Annotated in this window: 20 protein-coding genes; 11 read left to right on the top strand and 9 right to left on the bottom strand. The window is 69.7% G+C overall.

All coding sequences use genetic code 11. The features are described 5' to 3' along the window. The first annotated feature begins 20 nt into the window (after positions 1-20). From V5F59_RS15730 to V5F59_RS15715, 4 genes are all read left to right on the top strand, one after another. Positions 21-548 (top strand): DUF5943 domain-containing protein, encoded by a 528-nt coding sequence (locus V5F59_RS15730; RefSeq protein WP_393976149.1) that lies wholly within the window; start codon positions 21-23, stop codon positions 546-548. Between the two features lie 73 nt (positions 549-621). Then, positions 622-1,689 carry an ABC transporter substrate-binding protein gene (locus V5F59_RS15725; protein WP_393976148.1) on the top strand — a complete coding sequence of 356 codons (1,068 nt, stop codon included), beginning with the start codon at positions 622-624 and terminating at the stop codon, positions 1,687-1,689. A gap of 53 nt (positions 1,690-1,742) precedes the next feature. Beyond that, the gene (locus tag V5F59_RS15720; RefSeq protein ID WP_393976147.1) at positions 1,743-2,600 is read left to right on the top strand and encodes an ABC transporter permease; all 858 of its coding nucleotides are present in this window, start codon (positions 1,743-1,745) and stop codon (positions 2,598-2,600) included. Further along, positions 2,600-3,394 carry an ABC transporter permease gene (locus V5F59_RS15715; RefSeq protein WP_393976146.1) on the top strand — a complete coding sequence of 265 codons (795 nt, stop codon included), beginning with the start codon at positions 2,600-2,602 and terminating at the stop codon, positions 3,392-3,394. The genes V5F59_RS15720 and V5F59_RS15715 overlap by 1 nt, the downstream gene beginning before the upstream one ends. 395 nt (positions 3,395-3,789) lie before the next feature. Here V5F59_RS15715 and V5F59_RS15710 read toward each other — a convergent pair whose 3' ends face one another. The 6 genes from V5F59_RS15710 to V5F59_RS15685 form a co-directional block, all read right to left on the bottom strand. Then, on the bottom strand, positions 3,790-4,329 hold the full coding sequence (locus tag V5F59_RS15710; protein ID WP_393976145.1) for a sarcosine oxidase subunit gamma: 540 nt from the start codon (positions 4,327-4,329) through the stop codon (positions 3,790-3,792). Beyond that, entirely contained in the window at positions 4,322-7,330 is a 3,009-nt protein-coding gene (locus V5F59_RS15705; protein ID WP_393976144.1) for a sarcosine oxidase subunit alpha family protein, read from the bottom strand. Before V5F59_RS15705 ends, V5F59_RS15710 begins: the two co-directional genes overlap by 8 nt. Then, a complete protein-coding gene (locus V5F59_RS15700) occupies positions 7,330-7,623 on the bottom strand; it encodes a sarcosine oxidase subunit delta (protein ID WP_393976143.1) in 294 nt (97 codons plus the stop codon). The genes V5F59_RS15705 and V5F59_RS15700 overlap by 1 nt, the downstream gene beginning before the upstream one ends. A gap of 10 nt (positions 7,624-7,633) precedes the next feature. Then, positions 7,634-8,887 carry a sarcosine oxidase subunit beta family protein gene (locus V5F59_RS15695; RefSeq protein WP_393976142.1) on the bottom strand — a complete coding sequence of 418 codons (1,254 nt, stop codon included), beginning with the start codon at positions 8,885-8,887 and terminating at the stop codon, positions 7,634-7,636. Positions 8,888-9,162: 275 nt separating this feature from the next. After that, entirely contained in the window at positions 9,163-10,437 is a 1,275-nt protein-coding gene (glyA, locus tag V5F59_RS15690; RefSeq protein ID WP_393976141.1) for a serine hydroxymethyltransferase, read from the bottom strand. A gap of 255 nt (positions 10,438-10,692) precedes the next feature. Next, the gene (locus V5F59_RS15685; protein ID WP_393976140.1) at positions 10,693-12,039 is read right to left on the bottom strand and encodes an L-serine ammonia-lyase; all 1,347 of its coding nucleotides are present in this window, start codon (positions 12,037-12,039) and stop codon (positions 10,693-10,695) included. Between the two features lie 240 nt (positions 12,040-12,279). On the opposite strand from V5F59_RS15685, the gene V5F59_RS15680 reads away from it, so the two are divergent. Further along, entirely contained in the window at positions 12,280-13,275 is a 996-nt protein-coding gene (locus tag V5F59_RS15680) for a GlxA family transcriptional regulator (RefSeq protein ID WP_393976139.1), read from the top strand. A 21-nt stretch (positions 13,276-13,296) separates the two neighbouring features. Here V5F59_RS15680 and V5F59_RS15675 read toward each other — a convergent pair whose 3' ends face one another. Both V5F59_RS15675 and V5F59_RS15670 read right to left on the bottom strand, forming a co-directional pair. Beyond that, on the bottom strand, positions 13,297-13,812 hold the full coding sequence (locus V5F59_RS15675; RefSeq protein WP_393976138.1) for a hypothetical protein: 516 nt from the start codon (positions 13,810-13,812) through the stop codon (positions 13,297-13,299). A 62-nt stretch (positions 13,813-13,874) separates the two neighbouring features. Further along, on the bottom strand, positions 13,875-14,927 hold the full coding sequence (locus V5F59_RS15670) for an Atu2307/SP_0267 family LLM class monooxygenase (RefSeq protein WP_393976137.1): 1,053 nt from the start codon (positions 14,925-14,927) through the stop codon (positions 13,875-13,877). Between the two features lie 174 nt (positions 14,928-15,101). Here V5F59_RS15670 and V5F59_RS15665 point away from each other — a divergent pair, with 174 nt between their 5' ends. The 4 genes from V5F59_RS15665 (at position 15,102) to V5F59_RS15650 (ending at position 20,018) form a co-directional block, all read left to right on the top strand. Next, positions 15,102-15,866, top strand: coding sequence for an SDR family NAD(P)-dependent oxidoreductase (locus tag V5F59_RS15665; RefSeq protein WP_393976136.1), 765 nt, complete (start codon positions 15,102-15,104; stop codon positions 15,864-15,866). A gap of 70 nt (positions 15,867-15,936) precedes the next feature. Continuing rightward, entirely contained in the window at positions 15,937-17,490 is a 1,554-nt protein-coding gene (locus V5F59_RS15660; RefSeq protein WP_393976135.1) for a class I adenylate-forming enzyme family protein, read from the top strand. Positions 17,491-17,629: 139 nt separating this feature from the next. Further along, the gene (locus V5F59_RS15655; RefSeq protein ID WP_393976134.1) at positions 17,630-18,847 is read left to right on the top strand and encodes an MFS transporter; all 1,218 of its coding nucleotides are present in this window, start codon (positions 17,630-17,632) and stop codon (positions 18,845-18,847) included. Positions 18,848-19,022: 175 nt separating this feature from the next. Next, on the top strand, positions 19,023-20,018 hold the full coding sequence (locus V5F59_RS15650; protein ID WP_393976133.1) for an LLM class flavin-dependent oxidoreductase: 996 nt from the start codon (positions 19,023-19,025) through the stop codon (positions 20,016-20,018). A gap of 75 nt (positions 20,019-20,093) precedes the next feature. On the opposite strand, the gene V5F59_RS15645 is transcribed toward V5F59_RS15650, so the two are convergent. Beyond that, the gene (locus V5F59_RS15645) at positions 20,094-20,738 is read right to left on the bottom strand and encodes a TetR/AcrR family transcriptional regulator (RefSeq protein WP_393976132.1); all 645 of its coding nucleotides are present in this window, start codon (positions 20,736-20,738) and stop codon (positions 20,094-20,096) included. Between the two features lie 84 nt (positions 20,739-20,822). Here V5F59_RS15645 and V5F59_RS15640 point away from each other — a divergent pair, with 84 nt between their 5' ends. Continuing rightward, the gene (locus tag V5F59_RS15640) at positions 20,823-21,641 is read left to right on the top strand and encodes a crotonase/enoyl-CoA hydratase family protein (protein ID WP_393976131.1); all 819 of its coding nucleotides are present in this window, start codon (positions 20,823-20,825) and stop codon (positions 21,639-21,641) included. Between the two features lie 223 nt (positions 21,642-21,864). Beyond that, complete coding sequence (locus V5F59_RS15635) at positions 21,865-22,068, top strand: nitrilase-related carbon-nitrogen hydrolase (protein ID WP_509211233.1); 204 nt, start codon at positions 21,865-21,867, stop codon at positions 22,066-22,068. Positions 22,069-22,124 lie beyond the last annotated feature (56 nt).

Genomic DNA, 22,124 nt, shown 5'->3' with positions numbered 1-22,124 from the left:
CTTTTCTGAAGAGATCTTCCATGGCGAAGCCTGAAGTCGAGATCGACGTGGACCCCGAAACCGGCCGCTGGTTCGTGGACAAGATGCCCATGATCCTGGTGCCGCAGCACTTCTACAACAACAACCACTTCGCCATCGAGGGCGCCATGGGGGCGGAAGCCTTCGATGCCGCGCTCGCGCCGGCGGGCTGGCTCTCCGCTTATGTGTGGTGCAAGAAGCAGGCGGAGGTCTACGGTCTCACCGGCGTCGACGTGTTCGCCCACTACATGAAGCGCCTGTCCCAGCGCGGCTGGGGGCTCTTCTCCATCGTGGCCATCGACCCGGTGGCGGGCACCGCCACCATCCGCCTCGACCACTCCTCCTTCGTGACGGATGAGACGAAGGGCGCCGGCCGCAAGCTCTGCTTCATGTTCGCGCCCTGGCTCGCCGGCGCGCTGGAATATGTGTGCGAGGAGGCCGGCGCGCCGAAGAAGCTCGTCGCGCGCGAGGTGCAGTGCGCCGCCGAGGGCCATGACTTCTGCCTCTTCGAGGTCGCCCCCGCGGCCTGAGGCGGTTCTTTCGCAAGCAGAAAAAGCGCCGGGGGAACAGGCGCACAACAACCCGACCAGAGGTTCAATCAAGATGAGCGACAAGATGAAGATGTCCCGCCGCTCGGCGCTGAAGACGTTCGGGCTCGCCGCCGCCGGGGCCCTCGCGGCCCCTGCGGTGATCACCCGCTCGCTGGCGGCGGGCGAGACGCTGGTGGTCTATAATTTCGACGGCCTGCTCGGCAAGGTCATCAAGGACCACTGGATCGATCCCTTCAGCCAGACCACCGGCGTGAAGGTGGACGTCCTCACCATGCAGGGGTCCTCCCCGCCCATGGCGAAGATCAAGGCGCAGGTCGATGCCGGCCGCCCGGATGCGGACGTCATCCCCATGCAGATGCCGGACTACATCTTCGGTGTCCGCAACAATCTGTTCCAGACCATCGACGCCAAGGACATTCCGGAATACGCCAACCTCTATCCGGACTACATCACCCCCCACGGGCCGAAGCTGGTGCTGTGGAGCTACGGCCTCGCCTACAACACCGACAAGATCAAGACCGCGCCCACCGCCTGGGCCGACCTCTGGGACCCCCAGTACAAGGGCAAGGCGGCGCTCAACGAGGCGCTGTTCGACCAGGCGCTGCAGATGGTCAACCTCGTCGCCAAGGGCAAGCCGCTGCCGGTGGACGACGCCACCTTCGCCGCCCTCACCAAGCTGCGCCCGAACCTCGCCACCCTGTGGACCACCGGCGCCCAGGCCGAGCAGCTGCTGCGCACCGGCGAGGTGTGGATCATGCCGGTGTGGAACGGCCGCGTGTATCCCCTGAAGGACCAGGGCGTGCCGATTGACTTCGTCTCGCCGAAGGAAGGCTTCTTCACCCGCGCCGATCCGTTCTGCATCCCGCGCGGCGCGAAGAACCCGGACCTCGCCAAGGCCTTCATCAACTTCTCCTGCACGGTCGCGCCGCAGCAGGCCCTCGCCCAGGGGCTGTTCTACGCCTCGCCGAACCAGAAGGTGGTCTATCCGCCGGAGATCGCCAAGCGCGTGGTGGTCTCCACCCGCGAGGAGCTCGCCCGCGCGGTGCCCGAGAACTTCGAGGTGATCGTGGACAGCCTGCCCGACTGGCGCCGCCGCTGGGACGCCTGGAAGCAGAGCTGATGGCGTCCGACGCCTCGCTTCCCTCCGCCCTCGCACCCACCAGGGTCAAAGGCATGTCCGCGCACGATCTCAAGCGCTTCGGCTGGTGGGGGCTTCTTGCCCCCGCCATGCTGCTCTACGCCCTCGTCTTCTTCCTGCCGCTCGGCGTGCTGGTGGGCGAGAGCGTGCATCCCTCCGGCGCGCCGGCGCTCTCGCTCGCCAACTACAGCGCCTTCTTCAACGACGGCATCACGCTTTCCATCTTCCTGCGCACGGTGCGCCTCGCCTTCTTCGTCACGCTCGCCTGCCTCCTGTTCGGCTATCCGCTGGCGCTGTTCATGCGGCGGGCCGGGCCGGTGATGCGGCTCGTGGCGCTCACCATCGTCGTCTCGCCGCTGCTCACCTCGGTCATCGTGCGCAACGTGGCCTGGCTGCTGGTGCTGGGGCGCGAGGGCATGGTGAACACGCTGCTGCGCGAGATCGGCCTGATCGACGGGCCGCTGCCCCTGCTCTACAACACGTTCGGCGTGGTGGTGGGCGTCACCCACGTGTATCTCGCCTTCCTGGTGCTGCCGGTGTTCTCCTCCCTCCTCGCCATCGACCCGTCGGTGGAACAGGCGGCCTCCAGCCTCGGCGCCTCGCGCTTCACCGTGTTCCGGCGGGTGACGCTGCCCATGAGCATGGCGGGCGTCATCGCCGGCTCCACGCTGGTGTTCGTGCTCACCATGGGCGTGTACCTGACGCCGGTGATCATGGGCGGCAGCTTCGTCACCACGCTTCCCATGGTGATGACGGACCTCGTGCGCACCCAGTTCGACTTCAGCCGCGCGGCGGCCTTCGCCGTGGTGCTGCTGATCTTCATCGCCGTGATCCTGGTGGCTTCCAGCCGCGCGGAGAAGCGCATCGAGCAGATGCGCGGGGAGATGCCGTGATGAACGAGAACCGCATCGGCTTCCTCGTGGGCACCATCGCCGTGGCGGTGATGGTGTTCCTGGTCCTGCCGCAGGTGATCCTGCTCATCCAGTCCTTCACGGCGGAGGATTATCTCTCCTTCCCGCCGAAGGCCTTCGGGCTCCGGTGGTACGCCGCCATCTTCCAGGACGAGACCTGGCGGAAGGCGCTTGGCACCAGCCTGCTCATCGCCGTGCTGGTCACGCCGCTCGCGGTGGTCATCGGCACGGCGGCGGCCATCGGGCTCGACCGGGGGCCCATGAAGATGCGCAAGGCGATGCGGACCGCGCTCGTCTCGCCCATGATCCTGCCCCACGTGGTGTTGGGCATGGCCATCTACCGGGTGTTCCTGCCCATCCGCTTCGACGACACCATCTCCGGTTTCCTCATCGCCCATCTGGTGCTGTGCGTGCCCTATGTGATCGTCACGGTGGGCGCGAGCCTGCAGGGCATGGACCGCTCGCTGGAGCAGGCGGCGCAGAGCCTCGGCGCATCCATGCCGGTGGCCCTGTGGCGGGTGGTGCTGCCGCTCATCCGACCGGGGCTGATCGCCGGGGCAGTGTTCGCCTTCATCACCTCGTTCGACGAGTTCATCGTCACCTACTTCCTCGCCAGCCGGCAGACCACGGCGCCGATCCAGATCTTCTCCAGCCTGTCCTACCAGCTGGAGCCTTCCATCGCGGCGGTGTCGGGCCTGACGCTGGTGGTGACGGCGGCGCTCTCCGGCCTGCTCATCCTGCGCGGCAGCATGGCGGGGACGGCCGGGGTGGCGTGACGGACTCCGCTCCTTCACGGGTGTCGTGCCCTGGCCGACTGGAACGGAGCGTAGCACAGTGGACGGAGAGCCGGGGCCCAGCGCAAGGGTTCGCCGCAGGCGGCTCCTGCTATGTGGGCCCTGAGGCTATCGCCGGCTTCGCCGATTTTTCCCCTGGGCCCCGGATCAGCACTCAGGTTTCGCCTTCGCTTGTCCGGGGCGCGAAGGCAGCTCTTCGGCTGTGGCCGCTACCGGAAACATAAGGCGGCAACGGCCGAGACATCGAGCGCGGAGCGCGCTGAGATGTGGATCCTCCGGGCAAGCCGGGGGATGGCGGGGTGAGAGACGCGGCGGCAAAAGAAAAGGGCCCGGAAAGGTCATGCCTTTCCGGGCCCTTTTCTTGAGGCGGAGGATGCTCAGGCGAATTCCTGCGCCGCATCGGCGAGGAAGGCGTGCATATAAGGCGCGAAGGAGCGCCAGCTCTCCACGCGGAAGCCGTCGCCGATGCGCACCACCACCACGTCCGCCTTGCCGAGCAGGGTGCGGGTAGCGGAACCGGCCGGGAAGGCGGCATCCGACAGGTCGAGGGCGATGCCCGCGTTCAGCACGTCCGCCGCATGGGGGCCGGTGACGGCGACGGCGACGTTGCGGTGCCCCACGTCCACCAGGGAGAAGAACTGGCCCGCGAGGTCTGCCTCCAGGGCCGCCTGCGCGGCGGCGCCTTCGCCTTCGGGGCACACCAGCAGCCACTCGTCCGGCCCCAGCCGGGCGGCAAAGTGCGCCGGCGTGCCACGGACGCTGTTGAGGGGGCCGGTGAGGTCGAAATCCCCGGCGGTGCCGGAGAAGCCCTTCAGCCGCAGCACGAAGCGGTCGGCCGGCGGCAAGGGGGAGACGATGCCGCCTGTGCCCTGCGCGAGGATGGGCGTGCGGTGCGCCGTGGTGGTCGTATCAAGCATGGATCGCTCCTTCGGCAATGCCGTTCACGCGCTTTCCTTCGGCGTCGAAGAACACCGGCGCCACCACCTTCACCGCGGTAAAGCCCCCGGGCGTCGTCACATGCAGCGTCTCGCCCATGCGCGCCCGCCCGCCCGAAACCAGCGCCATGGCGATGGGGTGGCCGAGATTGGCGCTGAAGTAGGACGAGGTGACATGCCCCAGCATCTTCATGGGCAGCGGCTGGGCGGTGTCGGCGACCACCTGCGCGCCCTCGTCCAGCACCGTGCGGCCGTCGAGGGATTGCAGGCCCACCAGCTGCTTGCGGTCGGGCAGGGCCATGTCGGGCCGCACCAGGGAGCGCTTGCCCACGAAGTCCTTCTTCATCTTCGAGACCATGCCGGAGAGGCCGAGGTCCTCCGGCGTCACCGTGCCGTCCGTCTCCTGGCCGACGATGATGAAGCCGCGCTCGGCGCGCAGCACATGCATCGTCTCTGTGCCGTAGGGGGTGATGCCGAAGCGCTGGCCGTGGTCGTAGAGCGCCTCCCACACCGCCCGCGCGTGGTCCGCCGGCACGTTGATCTCGTAGCCGAGCTCGCCGGTGAAGGACACGCGCATGAGCCGCGTCGGCACGCCGAGGATCTCACCCACCCGCACCGACATGTGCGGGAAGGCCTCCGCCGACAGGTCGATGCCGGTGACGAAGGGCGCGAGCACCTCGCGCGCCTTCGGCCCCTGCAAGGCGATCACCGCCCATTCCTCGGTGGTGGAGGTGACATAGACCTTCAGGTCCGGCCACTCGGTCTGGAGATAGTCCTCCATGTGAGCCATCACCCGCGGCGCGCCGCCGGTGGTGGTGGTCACGTGGAAGCGGTCATCGGCGATGCGCGCCACCACGCCGTCGTCGAAGATGAAGCCGTCTTCCTTCAGCATCAGGCCGTAGCGGCACTTGCCGGGCTCCAGCTTCAGCCAGGCATTGGGATAGATGCGGTTCATGAACTCTGCCGCATCCGGGCCCACCACCTCGATCTTGCCCAGGGTGGAGGCATCGAAGATGCCCACCCCCGCGCGCACCGCCTTGCACTCGCGGTTCACCGCGGCGTGCAGGTCCTCGCCGGCCTTGGGGAAGTACCAGGCGCGGCGCCACAGCGACACGTTCTCGAACCTCGCTCCGTGCTCCTGCGCCCATGCATGCAGCGGCGCGGTGCGGATGGGATCGAACAATTCGCCCCGCGCCGAGCCGATGATGGCGCCGAAGGTGACCGGCGTGTAGGGCGGGCGGAAGGTGGTGGTGCCCACCTGCGGCACCGGCTTTTCCAGGATCTCCGAGATGAGGCCGAGGGCGGCCATGTTGGAGGTCTTGCCCTGGTCTGTCGCCATGCCGTTGGTGGTGTAGCGCTTGACGTGCTCGACGCTCTCGAACCCCTCGCGCACGGCAAGGCGGATGTCCTTGGCGGTCACGTCGTTCTGGAAGTCGAGGAAGGCGCGCACCTTCTTCGCGTCCCCATCGGTGGGCAGCACGCGCACGGGCACGAAGCCGGTGGGCGTCGCGGGCGTGGCGGCGAAGCGCCGGGTGCCGGAGATGCCGGCGGCTTCCGCCCCCGCGGCCCAGCCTTCGGCAAGGACGTCGGCGAGGTCATAGGTGCCCTTCGCCGAGCCGGCGGAGCGCTCCGCCTGCGCCGAGGTGCCCGGCACGAAGGCGTCGATCTCCTCGCGGAAGACGAGCTTGCCGCGGGACTGGGAGAACAGGTGCACCGCCGGCGTCCAGCCGCCGGAGACGCCCACGCAGTCGCAGGCGAGGGTACGGCGCGCGCCGACGCCCTTGCCGGCGGTGACCGGGGCGACGATGAGGCCGGTGACCGCCTTCGAGCCCGTGGAGCCGACCACCGTGTGGCCCGCGAGGATCTCGATCCCCTGCGCCAGCGCCCGCTCGGGGCCGATGGCGCGCTCGGGGCGGGTGTCTACGATGGTCACGTCGAGGCCGGCCGCCTTGGCGTCGGCCGCCGCGCGATAGGCGGAGGCGCCGTTGGTGGCGAAGACGATCCGCCGGCCCGGCGCGACGCCGTAGCGGTTCACGTACACGCGCACGCTCTCGGCCAGCATGATGCCGGGGCGGTCGTTGTCGGCGAAGGCCAGCGGCCGCTCGTGAGAGCCGGTGGCGAGCACCACCTCCTTCGCCCGCACCTGCCACAGCCGCTCGCGCGGCAGCTTGGGATCGGGCTTGGCGAGATGGTCCGTGACGCGCTCGGTGAGCACGATGTGGTTGTGGTTGTAATAGCCGAACGTGGTGGTGCGCGGCAGCAGAGTCACGTTCCTGCGCGCGGCGAGGGTCGCGAGCGCCTCCGCCACGAAGTCCGCCGCGCTCTTGCCGTCGATGGTGGAGGAAAGGTCGTGCAGCAGGCTGCCGCCCATCTCCGCCTGCTCGTCGGCGAGGATCACGCGCTTGCCCGCCTCGGAGGCGGCGAGCGCTGCGGCGAGGCCCGCCGGGCCCGCGCCCACCACCAGCACGTCGCAATGGGTGTTGCGGTGGACGTAGCGGTCGGCGTCGGGCGCGTCGGGGGCGACGCCGAGGCCGGCGGCGGCGCGGATGTTCGGCTCGTAGACCTTGTCCCAGAAGGAGCGGGGCCACATGAAGGTCTTGTAGTAGAACCCCGCCACCAGCACCGGCGACACGAGGTTGTTCACTGCGCCGACGTCGTGCTCCAGCGACGGCCAGTGGTTCTGCGAGGAGACCTTGAGGCCGGCCACCGCGTCGATGACCGTGGCGCGGTTGTTGGGGTCCACCCGGCCCGGCCCGCGGTCCACCTTCAGCAGCGCGTTCGGCTCGTCCGCGCCGTGGGTCAGCACGCCGCGCGGGCGGTGATACTTGAACGAGCGGCCCATGAGGCGGATGCCGTTGGCCAGCATGGCCGAGGCGACGGTGTCGCCGGCAAAGCCCTCCACGGTCCGGCCGTTGAAAGCGAAGGTCAGCGGCTTGGCGCGGTCGATGCGGCCGCCGCGGGGGAGGCGATAGTCCTGGGCCATCACTTGTCTCCCTGCCGGGTCAGGTCGGGGCGCGGCTGGCCCATCTCGTAGCTCACGATAAAGGCATCGCTGATGGTGTTGCGCAGGGCATTGAACCAGCGCCCGCAGCCGTGGGCATGGAGCCAGCGCTCGGCGTGAACGCCCTTCGGGCTCTTGCGGATGAACAGGTATTCGGCCCAGGCGGCGTCATCGAGGGCGCTCGGGTCGGCGGGGCGGGCGATGTGGGCTTCGCCGCCGCAGTGGAATTCCACCTCGGGGCGGGGGCCGCAGTAAGGGCAGGGGACGAGGAGCATTCGCGGAACCTCAGTGCGCCACCGCCGCGGCCGCCGCCTCGTCGATGAGGCGGCCGGTGCGGAAGCGGTCGAGGGTGAAGGGGGCGTTGATGGGGTGGGGCTCGTCGCGGGCGATGGTGTGCGCGAACACATGGGCCGAGCCCGGTGTCGCCTTGAAGCCGCCGGTGCCCCAGCCGCAGTTCACATACAGGCCCTTCACCGGCGTCTTGCCGATGATGGGGGAGCGGTCCGGCGTCACGTCCACGATGCCGCCCCAGGAGCGCAGCATCTTCATGCGGTTGAACTGCGGGAACAGCTCGCAGATGGCATCCAGCGTGTGGGTGGTGATGTGCAGGCCGCCCTGCTGGCTGTAGGAGACGTACTGGTCCGTGCCCGCGCCGATGACGAGCTCGCCCTTGTCCGACTGGGAGATGTAGGCGTGCACGGCATTGGACATGAGCACGCAGGGGAAGCACGGCTTCACCGGCTCCGACACCAGCGCCTGCAGCGGGAAGCTCTCCAGCGGCATCCGCACGCCGGCCATGCCCATCACCATGGAGGTGTGACCGGCCACGGATACGCCGATCTTCTTCGTCTTTATTGACCCACGCGAGGTTTCCACCCCAGTCACCGCCCCGTCCGGGCCGCGGGTGATGGCGGTGACCTCGCAATTCTGGATGATGTCCACGCCCAGCGCGTCGGCGCCGCGGGCATAGCCCCACACCACCGCGTCGTGGCGGGCCGTGCCGCCGCGCCGCTGGAGCGCCGCGCCCAGCACCGGGTAGCGGATGTCCGGGGAGATGTTCAGCGGCGGGCAGAAGTCCTTCGCCTCTTCCGGTGTCATCCACTCGTTGTCGATGCCGTTGAGCCGGTTGGAATAGACGTGGCGCTTGAAGCTCTGCACGTCGTGCAGATTGTGCGCCAGCATCAGCACGCCGCGCTGGGAGAACATGACGTTGTAGTTGAGGTCCTGCGAGAGGCCCTCCCACAGCTTCACCGCATGCTCGAAGAGCGCGGCGCTTTCGTCATAGAGGTAGTTGGAGCGGATGATGGTGGTGTTGCGCCCCGCATTGCCGCCGCCGATCCAGCCTTTCTCCAGCACCGCGATGTTGGTGAGCCCGTGCTCCTTGGCGAGGTAGTAGGCGGCGCCGAGGCCGTGGCCGCCGCCACCGATGATGATGGCGTCGTAGGCGACCTTCGGCGCGGGATTGCGCCACTGGCGGCCCCAGCCCTGGTGGGCGTTCAGGGCCTCGGTGAGAAGGGAGGAGATGGAAAAGCGGCGCATTGGACCTCAAGTCCTCGTTTTCTGCATCGCAGGATGCGCCCGGCCGCGGCGGCGTTCTCGTCGAAATGCGACCGGGTTTTGGAATGGATGCGACTTGGCGTGTCCCGGCCCAGCGACGACGAACGCGGAGCGCCGAGACGGGACCCAGCGCAAAGTTGCTGCGAAGCAGGCGATAGCTTCACGCGCTCGGGCGAAGATGCGCCTTCGGCAGCTTCTTGCGCTGGGTCCCGGCTCTCCTTCCGCTCACGCTTCAGTCGGCCGGGACACGGGGCTCCTCACATCCCCGCATAGAGCGGGAAGCGGGCGCACAATTCGCGCACCTTGGCGCGGGCGGCGACCTCCGCCTTGCCGTTGGCTTCCGCGCCGTTGGCGGCGAGGCCCTGGAGCACGTCGGCGATGAGGTCGCCGATGGTCTCGAATTCCTCGATGCCGAAGCCCCGTGTCGTGCCCGCCGGCGTGCCGAGGCGGATGCCGGAGGTCACGAACGGCTTCTCGGGATCGAACGGGATGCCGTTCTTGTTGCAGGTCAGGCCGGCGCGCTCGAGGGCCGCTTCCGCCGCCTTGCCGGTGACGCCGAAGGGCCGCAGGTCCACCAGCACCATGTGGCTGTCCGTGCCGCCGGAGACGATGGCCGCGCCGCGCGCCGCGAGGCGGGCCGCCAGCGCCCGGGCGTTGGAGACCACCTTCAGCGCATAGGTGCGGAACTCCGGCGAGAGCGCCTCTCCGAAGGCCACGGCCTTGGCGGCGATGACATGCATCAGCGGGCCGCCCTGCAGGCCGGGGAAGACGGCGGAGTTGAGCTTCTTCGCCAGCGCCTCGTCATTGGTGAGGATCATGCCGCCGCGCGGGCCGCGCAGGGTCTTGTGGGTGGTGGTGGTGACCACATGGGCGTGGGGGAAGGGGGAGGGATAGGCCCCCGCCACGATGAGGCCGGCATAGTGGGCGGCATCCACCATCAGATACGCGCCCACCTGGTCGGCGATGGCGCGGAAGCGGGCGAAATCGATGATGCGCGGGTAGGAGGAGCCGCCGGCGATGATGAGCTTCGGCTTGTGGGTGAGGGCGAGGCGCTCCACCTCGTCATAGTCGATGAGGGCGGTGTCGCGGGTGACGCCGTAGCCGATGGCGTTGAACCACTTGCCCGAGAGGGTGGGCGGCGCGCCATGGGTGAGGTGGCCGCCGGCCGCCAGCGACATGCCAAGGATCGTGTCGCCGGGCTGGAGCAGGGCCATCAGCACCGCGCCGTTGGCCTGCGCGCCCGAGTGGGGCTGCACATTGGCGAAGCCGGCGCCGAAAAGCTGCTTCGCGCGGTCGATGGCGATCTCCTCCACCACGTCCACGTGCTCGCAGCCGCCGTAGTAGCGCTTGCCGGGCAGGCCCTCGGCATACTTGTTGGTGAGCACCGAGCCCTGCGCGGCCAGAACGGCCTCGGAGACGATGTTCTCGGAGGCGATCAGCTCGATCTGGTCCTGCTGGCGGGAGAGCTCGGCGCGGATGGCGTCGAACACGGCGGTGTCGGTGGCGGGCGCGGGAGAAACGTGGAGGTTCATTTGGCGTTCGTCCTTCTGGATGGGATGGGTTGGAAGGGTGGTCTCGTGCCCCGGTCGACTGGAGCGATCAGCGGAAGGAGAGGCGGGGCCCAGCGCAACGGTTCGCCGCAGGCGGCTTGATCGGATGACGCGGCGGATATGGCCGGCTTCGCCGACTTTCCCCCTGGGCCCCGGATCCCTGGGCCCCGGATCGGCGCTCCACCTTCGGTGTCGCTTGTGGGGTGCGCCTGGGGCACTCCCCGGTTGGCTGCTCCCTCAGCATTCCGGCACGTTGACCGCGAGGCCGCCCTGCGAGGTTTCCTTGTATTTGGACTGCATGTCGGCGCCGGTCTGGCGCATGGTCTCGATCACCTGGTCGAGGGAGACGTGGTGGATGCCGTTGCCCCGGAGCGCGAGGGAGGCGGCGGCGATGGCCTTGTTGGCGCCGAAGGCGTTGCGCTCGATGCAGGGGATCTGCACCAGCCCGCCGATGGGGTCGCAGGTCATGCCGAGATGGTGCTCCATGGCGATCTCGGCGGCGTTCTCGATCTGCTCCGGGCTTGCGCCCAGCACCGCGGCAAGGCCCGCCGCGGCCATGGAGGCGGCGGAGCCCACCTCGCCCTGGCAGCCAACTTCCGCGCCCGAGATGGAGGCGTTGCGCTTGATGAGCCCGCCCACGGCGGCGGCGGCCAGCAGGAATTCGCGCAGCTGATCGTGGGTGGTCTCGGGGCAGATGTCGCGCACATAGCGCAGCACCGCCGGAACGATGCCCGCCGCCCCGTTGGTGGGGGCAGTGACGATGCGCCCGCCCGCGGCATTCTCCTCGTTCACCGCCATGGCGAAGACGGAGACCCAGTCCATCACCTCGTGGGGCGGGCGGTGGTTGGCGAGGCGGTCGGCCTCCAGCTGGTCGCGGATCGCCTTGGCCCGGCGCTTCACCCTGAGCCGGCCGGGCAGGGCGCCCTCCCGCGACAGGCCGCGATCGATGGCGGCGAACATGGCGGCGATGATGGCATCGAGCCCCGCTTCCACCTCGGCGCGGGGGCGCAGGGCGCATTCGTTCGCCATCTGCAGCTCCGCCACCGAAAGGCCGGTGCGGGCGCAGGCGGAGAGCATCTCGGCGGCGGTGGCGAAGGGGTAGGCGGTCGCCTGCGGCGCGGCTTCGCGCGGCTCGCCTTCCTCCACCACGAAGCCGCCACCGATGGAATAGAACACACGCTCGTCGAGGCGCGCGCCGCCCTCGGCGAAGGCGCGGAAGCGCATGCCGTTGGAATGCAGCGGCAGGAGCGTGTCGAAATCGAAGACCAGGTCCCGCTCGGCATCGAAGGCGATGCGGGTGCCATTCACCTCGATGAACTTCTGGATGGCGAGGCGGGCGACCAGCACCGGCACCTCATCCGAGTCCAGCGTCTCCGGCCTGGCCCCCATGAGGCCGAGGCAGATGGCCTGGTCGGAGCCGTGGCCCTTGCCGGTCCAGGCCAGCGAGCCGAACAGCTCGGCGGTGACCTGCGCGGTCCCGTCCGGCAGGGCGTCGCGGAAGCGCCGCGCCGCCACCATGGGGCCTACGGTATGCGAGGAGGATGGCCCGATGCCGATCTTGAAGAGGTCGAACACGCTGGTCATCCGCTTCCTCCGACGGGGTGCTTGCGCGCCCTTCGCATCCCGGGTGGCGGCCGTGGCCGCGCAAGGTCATCCGGGACCCGGATGCCGGCCTGCCTGAGGCGCCTTGACCTTCCCCGGGACGGGGGCGATGCTCGAATGATGCATGTGGTCCGCGCCTTGATCTCGGCGTGGTGCGACCCCAGTCTGGAACAGATGCGACATCTGCCGCTCCCCCGTCCCCCCGCAAGCGCGAAGCTCCGCGTGGGCTTCGTGCTGATGCACAATTTCACGCTCACGGCCTTTTCCAGCTTCGTGGACGTGCTGCGCCTCGCCGGCGACAAGGGCGACCGCTCGCGCCCCATCGACTGCTCCTGGCAGGTGATGAGCCCGGGCCGGCGGCCGGCGCGCTCCTCCTGCGGCATCGACATCCAGCCCACCTCGGACCTCACGGACCCGGCGGGTTTCGACTACATCGTGGTGGTGGGCGGGCTGCTCCACGGCATGCCGCCGCTCGCCCCGGCCATCGGCGCTTACCTGACCCGCGCGGCGAAAGCGGGCGTGACACTGGTGGGGGTGTGCACCGGCTCCTTCGTGCTGTGCCGGCTGGGGCTGATGGCGCAGCGCAAATGCTGCGTCAGCTGGTACCATTATCGCGACTTCCTGGAGGAGTTCCCCGCCCTGGTGCCGGTGGCGGACCAATTGTTCGTGGTGGACGGCGATCGCATCACCTGCTCCGGCGGGGCGGGGGTGGCGGACCTTGCGGCCCGGCTGGTCACCGAGCATCTCGGCGCGGCGGTGGCGCAGAAGGCGCTCAACATCCTGCTCATCGACCGGCCGCGCTCGGCCGAGAGCGCCCAGCCCGCCCCCCGCCTCGCCGAGGGCACCGTGGACGACGCCCGCGTCTCCCGCGCTTTGCTGCTGATGGAGCAGAACCTCGCCGAGCCTTTGCCCATCGCCGCGCTGGCGGATGCGCTGGCGGTGAGCGCGCGCCAGCTGGAACGCCTGTTCGCGGAGCGGCTGGGGGAAAGCCCGCAGGAGAGCTACCTGGCGCTCCGCCTGAAGCATGCGCGCTGGATGCTCGCCAACACCAAGGCCTCCGCCGGGCGGATCGCCGCCGACCTGGGCTTCGCCGACGGCTCCCACTTCGGCCGCGCCTTCAAGGCCCGCTTCGGCGAGACGCCAGCCGCCTTCCGCCGCCACGCCTCCCGCCCCCAGGGGCGCGCCGGCATGGACGACGAGGCGCGGGTGTTCGAGTAACGCCCGCCGTGAATGGACGGGTCACCGCACGCGCATGCGCACCCAGCGCCAGATCGCCTTGGCCTTGCGCTTCAGCTCCGCGAGCTTCAACCATTCGACCACCGAGCGATGCACGGAGGCCGCGGTCTCGATGCCCCAGGCCATCCAGCGCACCGTCATCAGCTGCGCCTTGCCGGCGGTGAAGATGCGCTCGATGAGCACGAAGCTGACCAGATGGGCGAACAGGAACAGGGCGGTGCCCGTGCGCACGTGCCCGTTGGCCATGTGAATGAGCGCCAGGAACTTCACCGGCTCCACCACGCCGTAGGGAACGGCGATGAGCACGAGGATGGCATAGGGCGGCAGGCTGCTCACCCAGCGCTCGAAGGCCTGCATCAGCTTCAATGCGGCGAGGCGGTCGAGCAGCGGCCGGTAGAGCGGGCGCACCAGCTCGTCGAGCAGGATGATGATGCCGCAGACGAGCCGGAAGGCGAGGCGCAGCGCAGCGAGGACAGGGTTGCGCGCGCGCCGGCGGGGCTGGGTGATGGGATCTGCCATGGTGGGATGATGCCCGCGAATGCGGCGACGCGATATGTGCCCCAGCGGAAGGGAAAAGGGGGTCAGGCCACGCCCGGCGTGGCCTGCGGCGCCAGCGCCTTGCGCACGGCCGGGGCGACCCTGGTCCCGAACAGCTCGATGGCCTTCAGGACGTCCGCGTGCGCGACCGCGCCGATGGCGAACTGGATGAGGAAGCGGTCGTGCCGGAACAGCTCGTGCTGGTAGAGGATCTTCTCGATCATCTCATCCGGCCCGCCGAGCACGAGGTGGTTGCGCAGGGCGGTGGAGCGGTCGAACTGCTCACGGGTCATGGGCGGCCAGCCGCGCTCACGCCCCAGGCGGTTCATGGATTGGGAATAGGCCGGATAATAGGCCTGCGCCGCCGCTTCCCGGCTCTCGGCGAGGAAGCCATGGGCGTGGATGCCCACCGCGATCCGCTCGGGGGCGACCAGGGAGCCCTGCGCCGCCTCGCGGTAGATGTGCAGGAACGAGGCGAACCGCGCCGGCTCCCCGCCGATGATGGCAAGCGCGAGCGGCAGGCCCAGCGCGCCGGCCCGCACCGCGGACTGGGGGGTGCCGCCCACTGCGATCCACAAGGGGATCTTCCGCTCCGGCCGCGGATAGACGCCGAGATCGGCGATGGCGGGGCGGTGGCCGCCGGGCCAGGACACGCGCTCGCTGGCGCGGATGCGGAGCAGGAGATCGAGATTTTCGGCGAAGAGGGCATCGTAATCCCGCAGGTCGTAGCCGAACAGCGGGAAGGATTCGATGAAGGAGCCGCGCCCCACCATGATCTCGGCACGGCCGCCGGAGAGCAGGTCCAGCGTGGCGAACTGCTCATGCACCCGCACCGGATCGTCGGAGGACAGCACCGTCACCGCGCTTGCGAGCTTGATGCGCCGCGTGCGGCTGGCGGCGGCGGCAAGGGCCACGGCGGGTGCGGAGACGGCATAGTCGGCGCGGTGGTGCTCGCCGAGGCCAAACACGTCGAGCCCCACCTGATCGGCGAGCTCGATCTCCTCCATCAGGTTGCGCAGGCGCTGGCCGGGGGTGATCGCCACACCCGTTGCCGGGTCGGGGCTTACATCCGCGAAGGTATACACGCCGAGTTCCATTCCGGCCGCTCCCGTCCGATCCGCCGCTGCAAGCGCCGCCCGCGCCTTTCGATGCGATCTGCGGGAAAATATCAACCGGCCTTTGGGCGAGGGTATGAGCGAGGGGCTCGCCCCGGCGCAATTCTCGCCTCAATGTGAAATCATTCCGCCCGCAGAATCAGGAGGCGGGGGCAGATGGCGGCGGATCTCGATTTTTCCGGCCAGGTGGTGCTGGTCACCGGCGCGGCAAGCGGCATCGGCCTTGCCGCGGCGACCGCTTTCGCGCAGTGCGGGGCCCATGCGGTGCTCACCGACCGGGACGCGGCCGCCGCCGGCGCCGCCGCCGAGGCGCTGCGGCAGGACGGCGGCAAGGCGTCGGGCCTTGCCCTCGACGTGACCGACGAGGCCGCCGTCGCCGGTGCTTTCGATGCGGTGAGGGTGGAATTCGGGCGGCTCGACGTGCTGGTAAACAATGCCGGCCTCTCCATCCGCAAGGGCATCACCGAGCTTGAGCTTTCGGACTGGGAGAAGGTGTTCGCGGTGAATGTCACCGGCGCCTTCCTGTGCGCCCGCGCCGCGGTGCCGCTGCTGAGGGCGCAGGGCGGGGCCATGGTGAACGTGGCCTCCATCATGGGCCTGTCCGGGGGCGGCACCTATCCCAACCCCGCCTATCAGGCCAGCAAGGGCGCCATCGTCAATTTCACACGGGGGCTCGCCATGGAGCTTGCCCCCGCCGGCGTGCGGGTGAACGCGGTCGCCCCCACCTGGGTGCGCACGCCCTTCATCGCTCCGCTGCTGCAGGATCCCGAGCGGCTCGCGGCGCTGGAAGGCCTGATGCCTCTCGGCCGCCTCGCCGAGCCGGAGGAGGTGGCGGATGCCATCCTGTTCCTCGCGAGCCCGATGGCCGCGATGATCACCGGCCACACCCTGCCGGTGGACGGCGGCTTCCTCGCTCGATGAGCGGGGGCTGGCGCCGCAGGCGGCGCCGGGGCCATGATGCGCGATCCGACGCGAGCAAGACGACACCCGCATGACCAACTCCTGCCCTCCTTCCGTGGCCCCCGCCGTGCTCGATCCCGTGCCTGCCGCCTTCAACCTCGCCCGCTACTGCCTGGGCTCGGGGGTGGGACGGGAGAAGCCGGCCCTGCTGGTGGCCGAGGGGCCGGAGGGACGGATCGTCGAGACCTGGAGCTACGGCGACATCGAGGCGGCGGTGGCCCGGGTTGCCGGAGGCTTTGCGGCCTTCGGGCTGGAGCGCGGGGCGCGGGTGCTGCTGCGCATCGGCAATACCTCCACCTTCCCGCTGGTGTTCTTCGGCGCCATCGCCGCCGGCCTCGCGCCCATCCCCACCTCCATCCAGCTCACGGCACACGAGCTGAACCTGATCCTCGCCGATTCCGGCGCGCGGATCGTGGTGGGCGACGGTTCCTGCGCTTTGCCCACCGAGCCGCACGGCGCCCGCATGCTCGGCCCGGCCGACATCGAGCGGCTGCTGGCCGCATCGCCGGCGGGCTTTGCCGACACCGCGGCGGATGACCTCGCCTTCCTCGTCTACACCTCCGGGACCAGCGGGCGGCCCAAGGGCGTCGCCCATGCTCAGAGGGTGGCCTGGGGCCGCCGGCCCATGCGGGAGGCCTGGTACGGGCTGAAGGCGGATGACCGCCTGTTCCACGCCGGGGCGTTCAACTGGACCTACACCCTGGGCGCCGGCCTCATGGATCCCTGGTCGGTGGGCGCCACCAGCATCGTGCATCTGGGCGAGCGGCCGGTGGAGGCCTGGCCCGACCTTCTGGAGGTGACGCAGGCGACCTTGTTCGCCGCCGTGCCGAGCCTCTACCGCCGCATCCTCAAATATGCGGCCGTCACGCCTGCGCGCTTCCCCGTCTTGCGCCACGGCCTCACCGCCGGCGAGGCGCTGAAGCCGACCCTCCACCACGACTGGATCGAGGCCACCGGCCGCCAGCTCTACGAGGCGCTGGGGATGAGCGAGATTTCCACCTACATCTCCTCCGGCCCCTCGGTGCCCACGCGGCCGGGCAGCCCCGGCAAGCCCCAGGCCGGCCGGCGCATCGCCATCCTGCCCATGGAAGGGCAGGGCCCTGCCGCCGAAGAGCCGCTTCCGGCTGGGGAAACCGGCGTCATCGCCGTGCATCGCTCCGACCCCGGCCTCATGCTCGGCTACTGGAACCTGCCCGCGGAGACGCAGGCCGTCATGCGCGGCCCGTGGTTCCTCACCGGAGACCTCGCCCATCTCGATGCCGACGGTTACCTCTGGTACGAGGGCCGCGCCGACGACCAGATGAACGCCTTCGGCTATCGGGTCGCGCCGGAGGAGGTGGAGCGGGCCATCGCCGGCCATCCGGACGTGGCCGACGTGGCGGTGAAGGAGACACGCTCCGGTGACGTCTCCGTGATCACCGCCTTCGTGGTGTTGCAGGATGGCGCCGCCCCCGAGGTTGCCGCGCTGGAGGCGCACGCGGCCGCGCAGCTCGCCGATTACAAGCGCCCGCGCGCCTGGATCTTCGTGGAAAGCCTGCCGCGCACCGGCTCGGGCAAGGTGCTGCGCCGCGCGCTCACGGCATGAGTGCGCCGGGAGGCATCCGCCGGGCGCTCTTTGAGGCGTCGTCAAACACCGCTATGAGCAGGATGCGGCGTCACACAGCGCTCGCATTCCTGTGCCGCTGAGGGGTGGGGGCGCCCCTCTTTTCCCGGACGATTGACGGATGGACCAACGCCTGCACCGCCAGACGGGCCCGGACTTGTCCGCTCCCGATGCCGGGCCTTCCCAGCCCGCCGGCCTCTCCCCGGCCGTGACCGCCTTGTTCGCCCTCGCCTGCGGCGTCACGGTGGCGAACCTCTATTATTCCCAGTCCCTCGTCGGCCTGATCGCCCGGGACCTCGGCATTCCGGAGAGCCTGGCCGGCAGCCTCGTCACCATCACCCAGGTGGGCTATGGCGTGGGGCTGTTCTTCCTCGTGTGCCTCGGCGACCTGCTGGAGAACAAGCGGCTCATCCTCATCACCAATTCGGTGCTGATCCTGAGCCTGCTGGGGGTGGTGCTCAGCCCCACGCCGCCGCTCCTGTTCCTCTCCTTCTTTCTCGTGGGCGTCACCGCGGTGGGCACGCAGATCCTCGTGCCACTGGCGGCGCACCTCACCCCGGAGCACAAGAGGGGCGTGGTGCTGGGCAACATCATGAGCGGGCTTCTGGCCGGCATCATGCTGTGCCGGCCGCTGGCCTCCTTCCTCGCTGCCCATTTCGGCTGGCGCTCGGTGTTCATCGTCTCCATCGGGGCGATGGCGATCATCCTGGTGCTGCTGAAGGTGGTGCTGCCCACCCGCAAGCCCAATGCCGGCATCGGCTACGGGGCCATCCTGCGCTCCATCCTCTCCTGGCTCGTCAAATCCTCTACGCTGAAGCGCCGGGCGGCCTATCAGGGCACCCTGTTCGCCGTCTTCAACCTGTTCTGGACCGCCGCGCCGCTGATGCTGCACGACCGCTTCGGCCTCAGCCAGTCGGGCATCGCCTTGTTCGCGCTCGCCGGGGCGGGCGGGGCGCTCGCGGCGCCGGTGGCCGGCCGGCTGGGGGACCGCGGTCACACCCGCATTGCCACCGGCATCGCCATGGCGGTGACGGGGCTGTCCTTCCTCCTGTCGGGCTGGAGCGTCGCCACCGGGGCCATGGCGCTGCTGGTGTTCTCCGCCATCGCGCTCGACGCCTCGGTGCAGGCGAACCAGATCTTCAGCCAGCGGGCGGTGTACGGCCTCACTTCCGAGGCGCGGGGCCGGGTCAATTCCGCCTTCATGACGGTTGCCTTCATGTGCGGGGCTGTCGGCTCCACCCTCGGTTCCCTCACCTATGTGGGCGGCGGCTGGTGGCTCACCGCCGGGGTGGGCGCCGGCCTGTGCGCGCTCATCCTCGCCACCTTCGCCACCGAGTGACGCGGGCCGGCCGGCCTGAGGTTTCATTCCGGCCGGGCGATGCCTATTTAGCTCCCAGCCGGGAGCGCGACACCGGGCGCCGGGGCGAGGCGCCCGCACGCTCCTACTTCTTTCCAAAGACGGCCTGCCGCCGATGCGGCCCGGCGGGCGTCCTGCCAGAGGACAGGCCGAACCCATGGTTTCCCGGTCCATTCTCGATCTCGTCCGCGTGCGTGAGGGCTTCGACCCCCGGCAGGCCCTCGACAATGCCCGCGACCTCGCGGCCCATGCCGAGGGCTGGGGCTATCGCCGCTTCTGGGTGGCGGAGCACCACAACATGCCGGGCATCGCCAGCGCGGCCACCGCGGTGGTCATTGCCCATATCGCAGCGGGCTCGCACACGATCCGCGTGGGGGCGGGGGGCATCATGCTGCCCAACCACGCGCCGATGGTGATCGCCGAGCAGTTCGGCACGCTCGCCCATCTCTTCCCCGGCCGTATCGACCTGGGCCTGGGGCGGGCGCCGGGCACGGACCAGGTGACCATGCGGGCGCTGCGCCGCTCCCTGGAGAATGCCGACAATTTCCCCAATGACGTGCTGGAGCTTCAAGCCTATCTCGCTCCCGAGCAGCCGGGGCAGACCCTGCGGGCGGTCCCCGCCACGGGAACGCAGGTGCCGCTGTGGATCCTCGGCTCCAGCACCTACGGTGCCCAGCTCGCGGCGGCCCTCGGCCTGCCTTATGCCTTCGCCTCGCATTTCGCGCCGGAGCAGCTGCTGCCGGCCCTCGATATCTACCGTGCGCGTTTCCAACCCTCGGCGCAGCTGGCGAAGCCCTATGCCATGGCGGGCATCAACGTGGTCGCCGCCGAGACCGATGCCGAGGCGCGCCGGCTCGCCACCACACAGCAGATGTCGGTGACCGATATCTTCCGCGGCAGCCGGGGCCTCAGCCGCCCGCCCATCGACGATATCGAGACCTATTGGAGCCCCATGGAGAAGGCGCAGGCCCGGCGCTTCCTCGCCCGGTCCGTGGTGGGCGGGCCGCAGGCGGTGCGGGCGGGCCTCGAGGCGTTCGTGGCGGAGACGCAGGTGGACGAGGTGATGATCGTCTCCGACGTGTTCGATCACGCTGCGCGGCTGAGATCCTACGAGATCATCGCCGAGGTGCTGCCTGCCCCGGCCGAGGCCTGATACCATCGGCCTGGTCTTCCGCCGATGCCGGGCGGGCCTGTTCAAAGGCCCTTGGGTAGGCGCGGGCCCCTGGTCTCAGGCCCGCTCCGGCGTCTCGGCCTGGGCGCGACGGCGCGGGCGCCGCGCCGTGTGGGCCTGTGCCGCCGCCTCGTTCAGGCGGAGGGTGGCAAGGCTCGACGCGGCACGCCCGGCGGCGAGGAAATAGGCGGGATCGCGGTGCACGAGGGAGGCGGAGAAGGCGCCGTCGAGCAGGAGCAGGATCTCCCGCGCCAGCGGCCTGCCGTCGGCGAGGCCCACCGCCTCGATCTCCGTCGCGAGCCACGCCTCGAACCCGGCCTTGTGCCGCGCGCCGATGCGCACCGCCGGATGGCCGGGCAGGGCGGCCAGCTCCGCCGTGGTGCGCAGGAAGCCGCAGCCCTTCCATTTGGGATGGCGCGCCGCGCGGGCGAGGGCATCGAAGATGGCGGCGATCTTCTCTCCCAGCCCGCCCTCCGCTGACGCGAACCATCCCGCCATCTGCTTCAGGTTGGGCTGGTCCCGCGCATCGAGATAGGCGGCGATGAGATCGTCCTTGCTCCGGAAATGATAATAGAGCGTGCGCTTGGTGACGCCGGCCTTCTCCGCCACGGCGTCGACGCTGACGCGGCCGATCCCCTCCGCATAGAAGAGCTTCGAGGCCGCCGCGACGATGCGCTGCCTTGTATCCGTATATCGAGGCATGCCCTTATGTATACCGTACAGTGAGTATACTCAATCCGGCGCGCCGGCCATCCTTCCCTCCGCACCGTTTTGGAGGAGATGCCGATGACACGGCCTGTGCTGATGACGACCGAAGGGGCGATCGCCACGCTGACGCTCAACCGCCCGGAAAAGCTCAACGCGCTGGATTACGAGACCATCGATACGCTGCTTGCTTTGCTCGACGGGATCGAAGGGGACGCGGCGGTGCGGGGCGTCATTCTCACCGGCGCCGGGGAGCGCGCTTTTTCCGCAGGCGGTGACATCCCGCAATTCTCGCGCTCCGTGGCCGTTGGGGCGGATGTGGCGCTGCGGGATTTCGTGGCGCGCGGCCAGAAGCTCACCGCCCGGATCGAGGCGTTCCGCAAGCCCATCGTCGTGGCGGTGAACGGGCTCGCCTACGGCGGTGGGTGCGAGGTGACGGAGGCCGCCGCCCTGTCGATCGCGAGCGAGCGGGCGGTGTTCGCCAAGCCGGAGATCCGCCTGGGCATGCCGCCCACCTTTGGTGGGACGCAGCGCCTGCCGCGCCTCGCCGGGCGCAAGCGGGCCATCGAGCTGCTGCTCACGGGGGAGAGCTTCTCCGCTGCCCGCGCGCTGGAACTGGGCCTCGTCAACGCTGTCGTCCCGCACGACGAGCTGATCCCGTCCGCGCGCGGGCTGCTGGAGCGCATCTTTGTCCATTCGCCCCTGGCGGTCGCGAGCATCCTGACGGCGGTGACGCGCGGACTCAACCAGCCCATCGGCGAGGGCCTGCTGGTGGAGGCGGAGCAGTTCGCCCGCATGGCGCCGACCGCCGACCTGCGCGAGGGGCTCGATGCCTGGATTGTCCGCCGCCGACCCGCCTATCCGGGGTCCTGGTTCGCGGCTGCGGCCGCGGCGGAATAGCCGCGCGGCGGTCGCGGCACCTAGGGCCAAGGCACTCGGCGCGGGATACGCATCGCGCCGGGGGGCATCTTCGCAACGCGGCTTGCGAACGTCCTTTCTTTGCCGGGAGGGGAGGCGGGCCTCGTGGCGGGGCGCGCATCTTCCGCACCCCTCCAACGGCAAAATGCCCCCGATGACCGTCAGCTAGCCCCGCTTCAAGGCCGCCGCCGGCCATACATCGTCCCTGCTCCCGGACGCCCAGAAGACGGCCGAGAAGGCCTGCGACCTCATCGCCGAGGCCGCGTCCGCTGGCGCGGCGCAGATGGTCTTTCCCGAATCCTTCCTGCCGGGCTTTCCGGCGTGGGTCACAGGGCTACAGAGGCCGGTATTTCTGTCGCCAGCGAAATCGGGATGTAGGCTAAATCATTGTGTAGATGCATGTTTTTAGGAAGGCCGCCACCGGCTTTCGTGCGGCGGAGCTGCGCCGGGTGGCCGCCGTATCGC

Source organism: Xanthobacter nonsaccharivorans (assembly GCF_043194755.2).
Classification (GTDB): Bacteria; Pseudomonadota; Alphaproteobacteria; order Rhizobiales; family Xanthobacteraceae; genus Xanthobacter; species Xanthobacter autotrophicus_G.
Note: the sequence above shows the minus strand (reverse complement) of the source record. Positions and strands in the feature narration are given on the sequence as shown.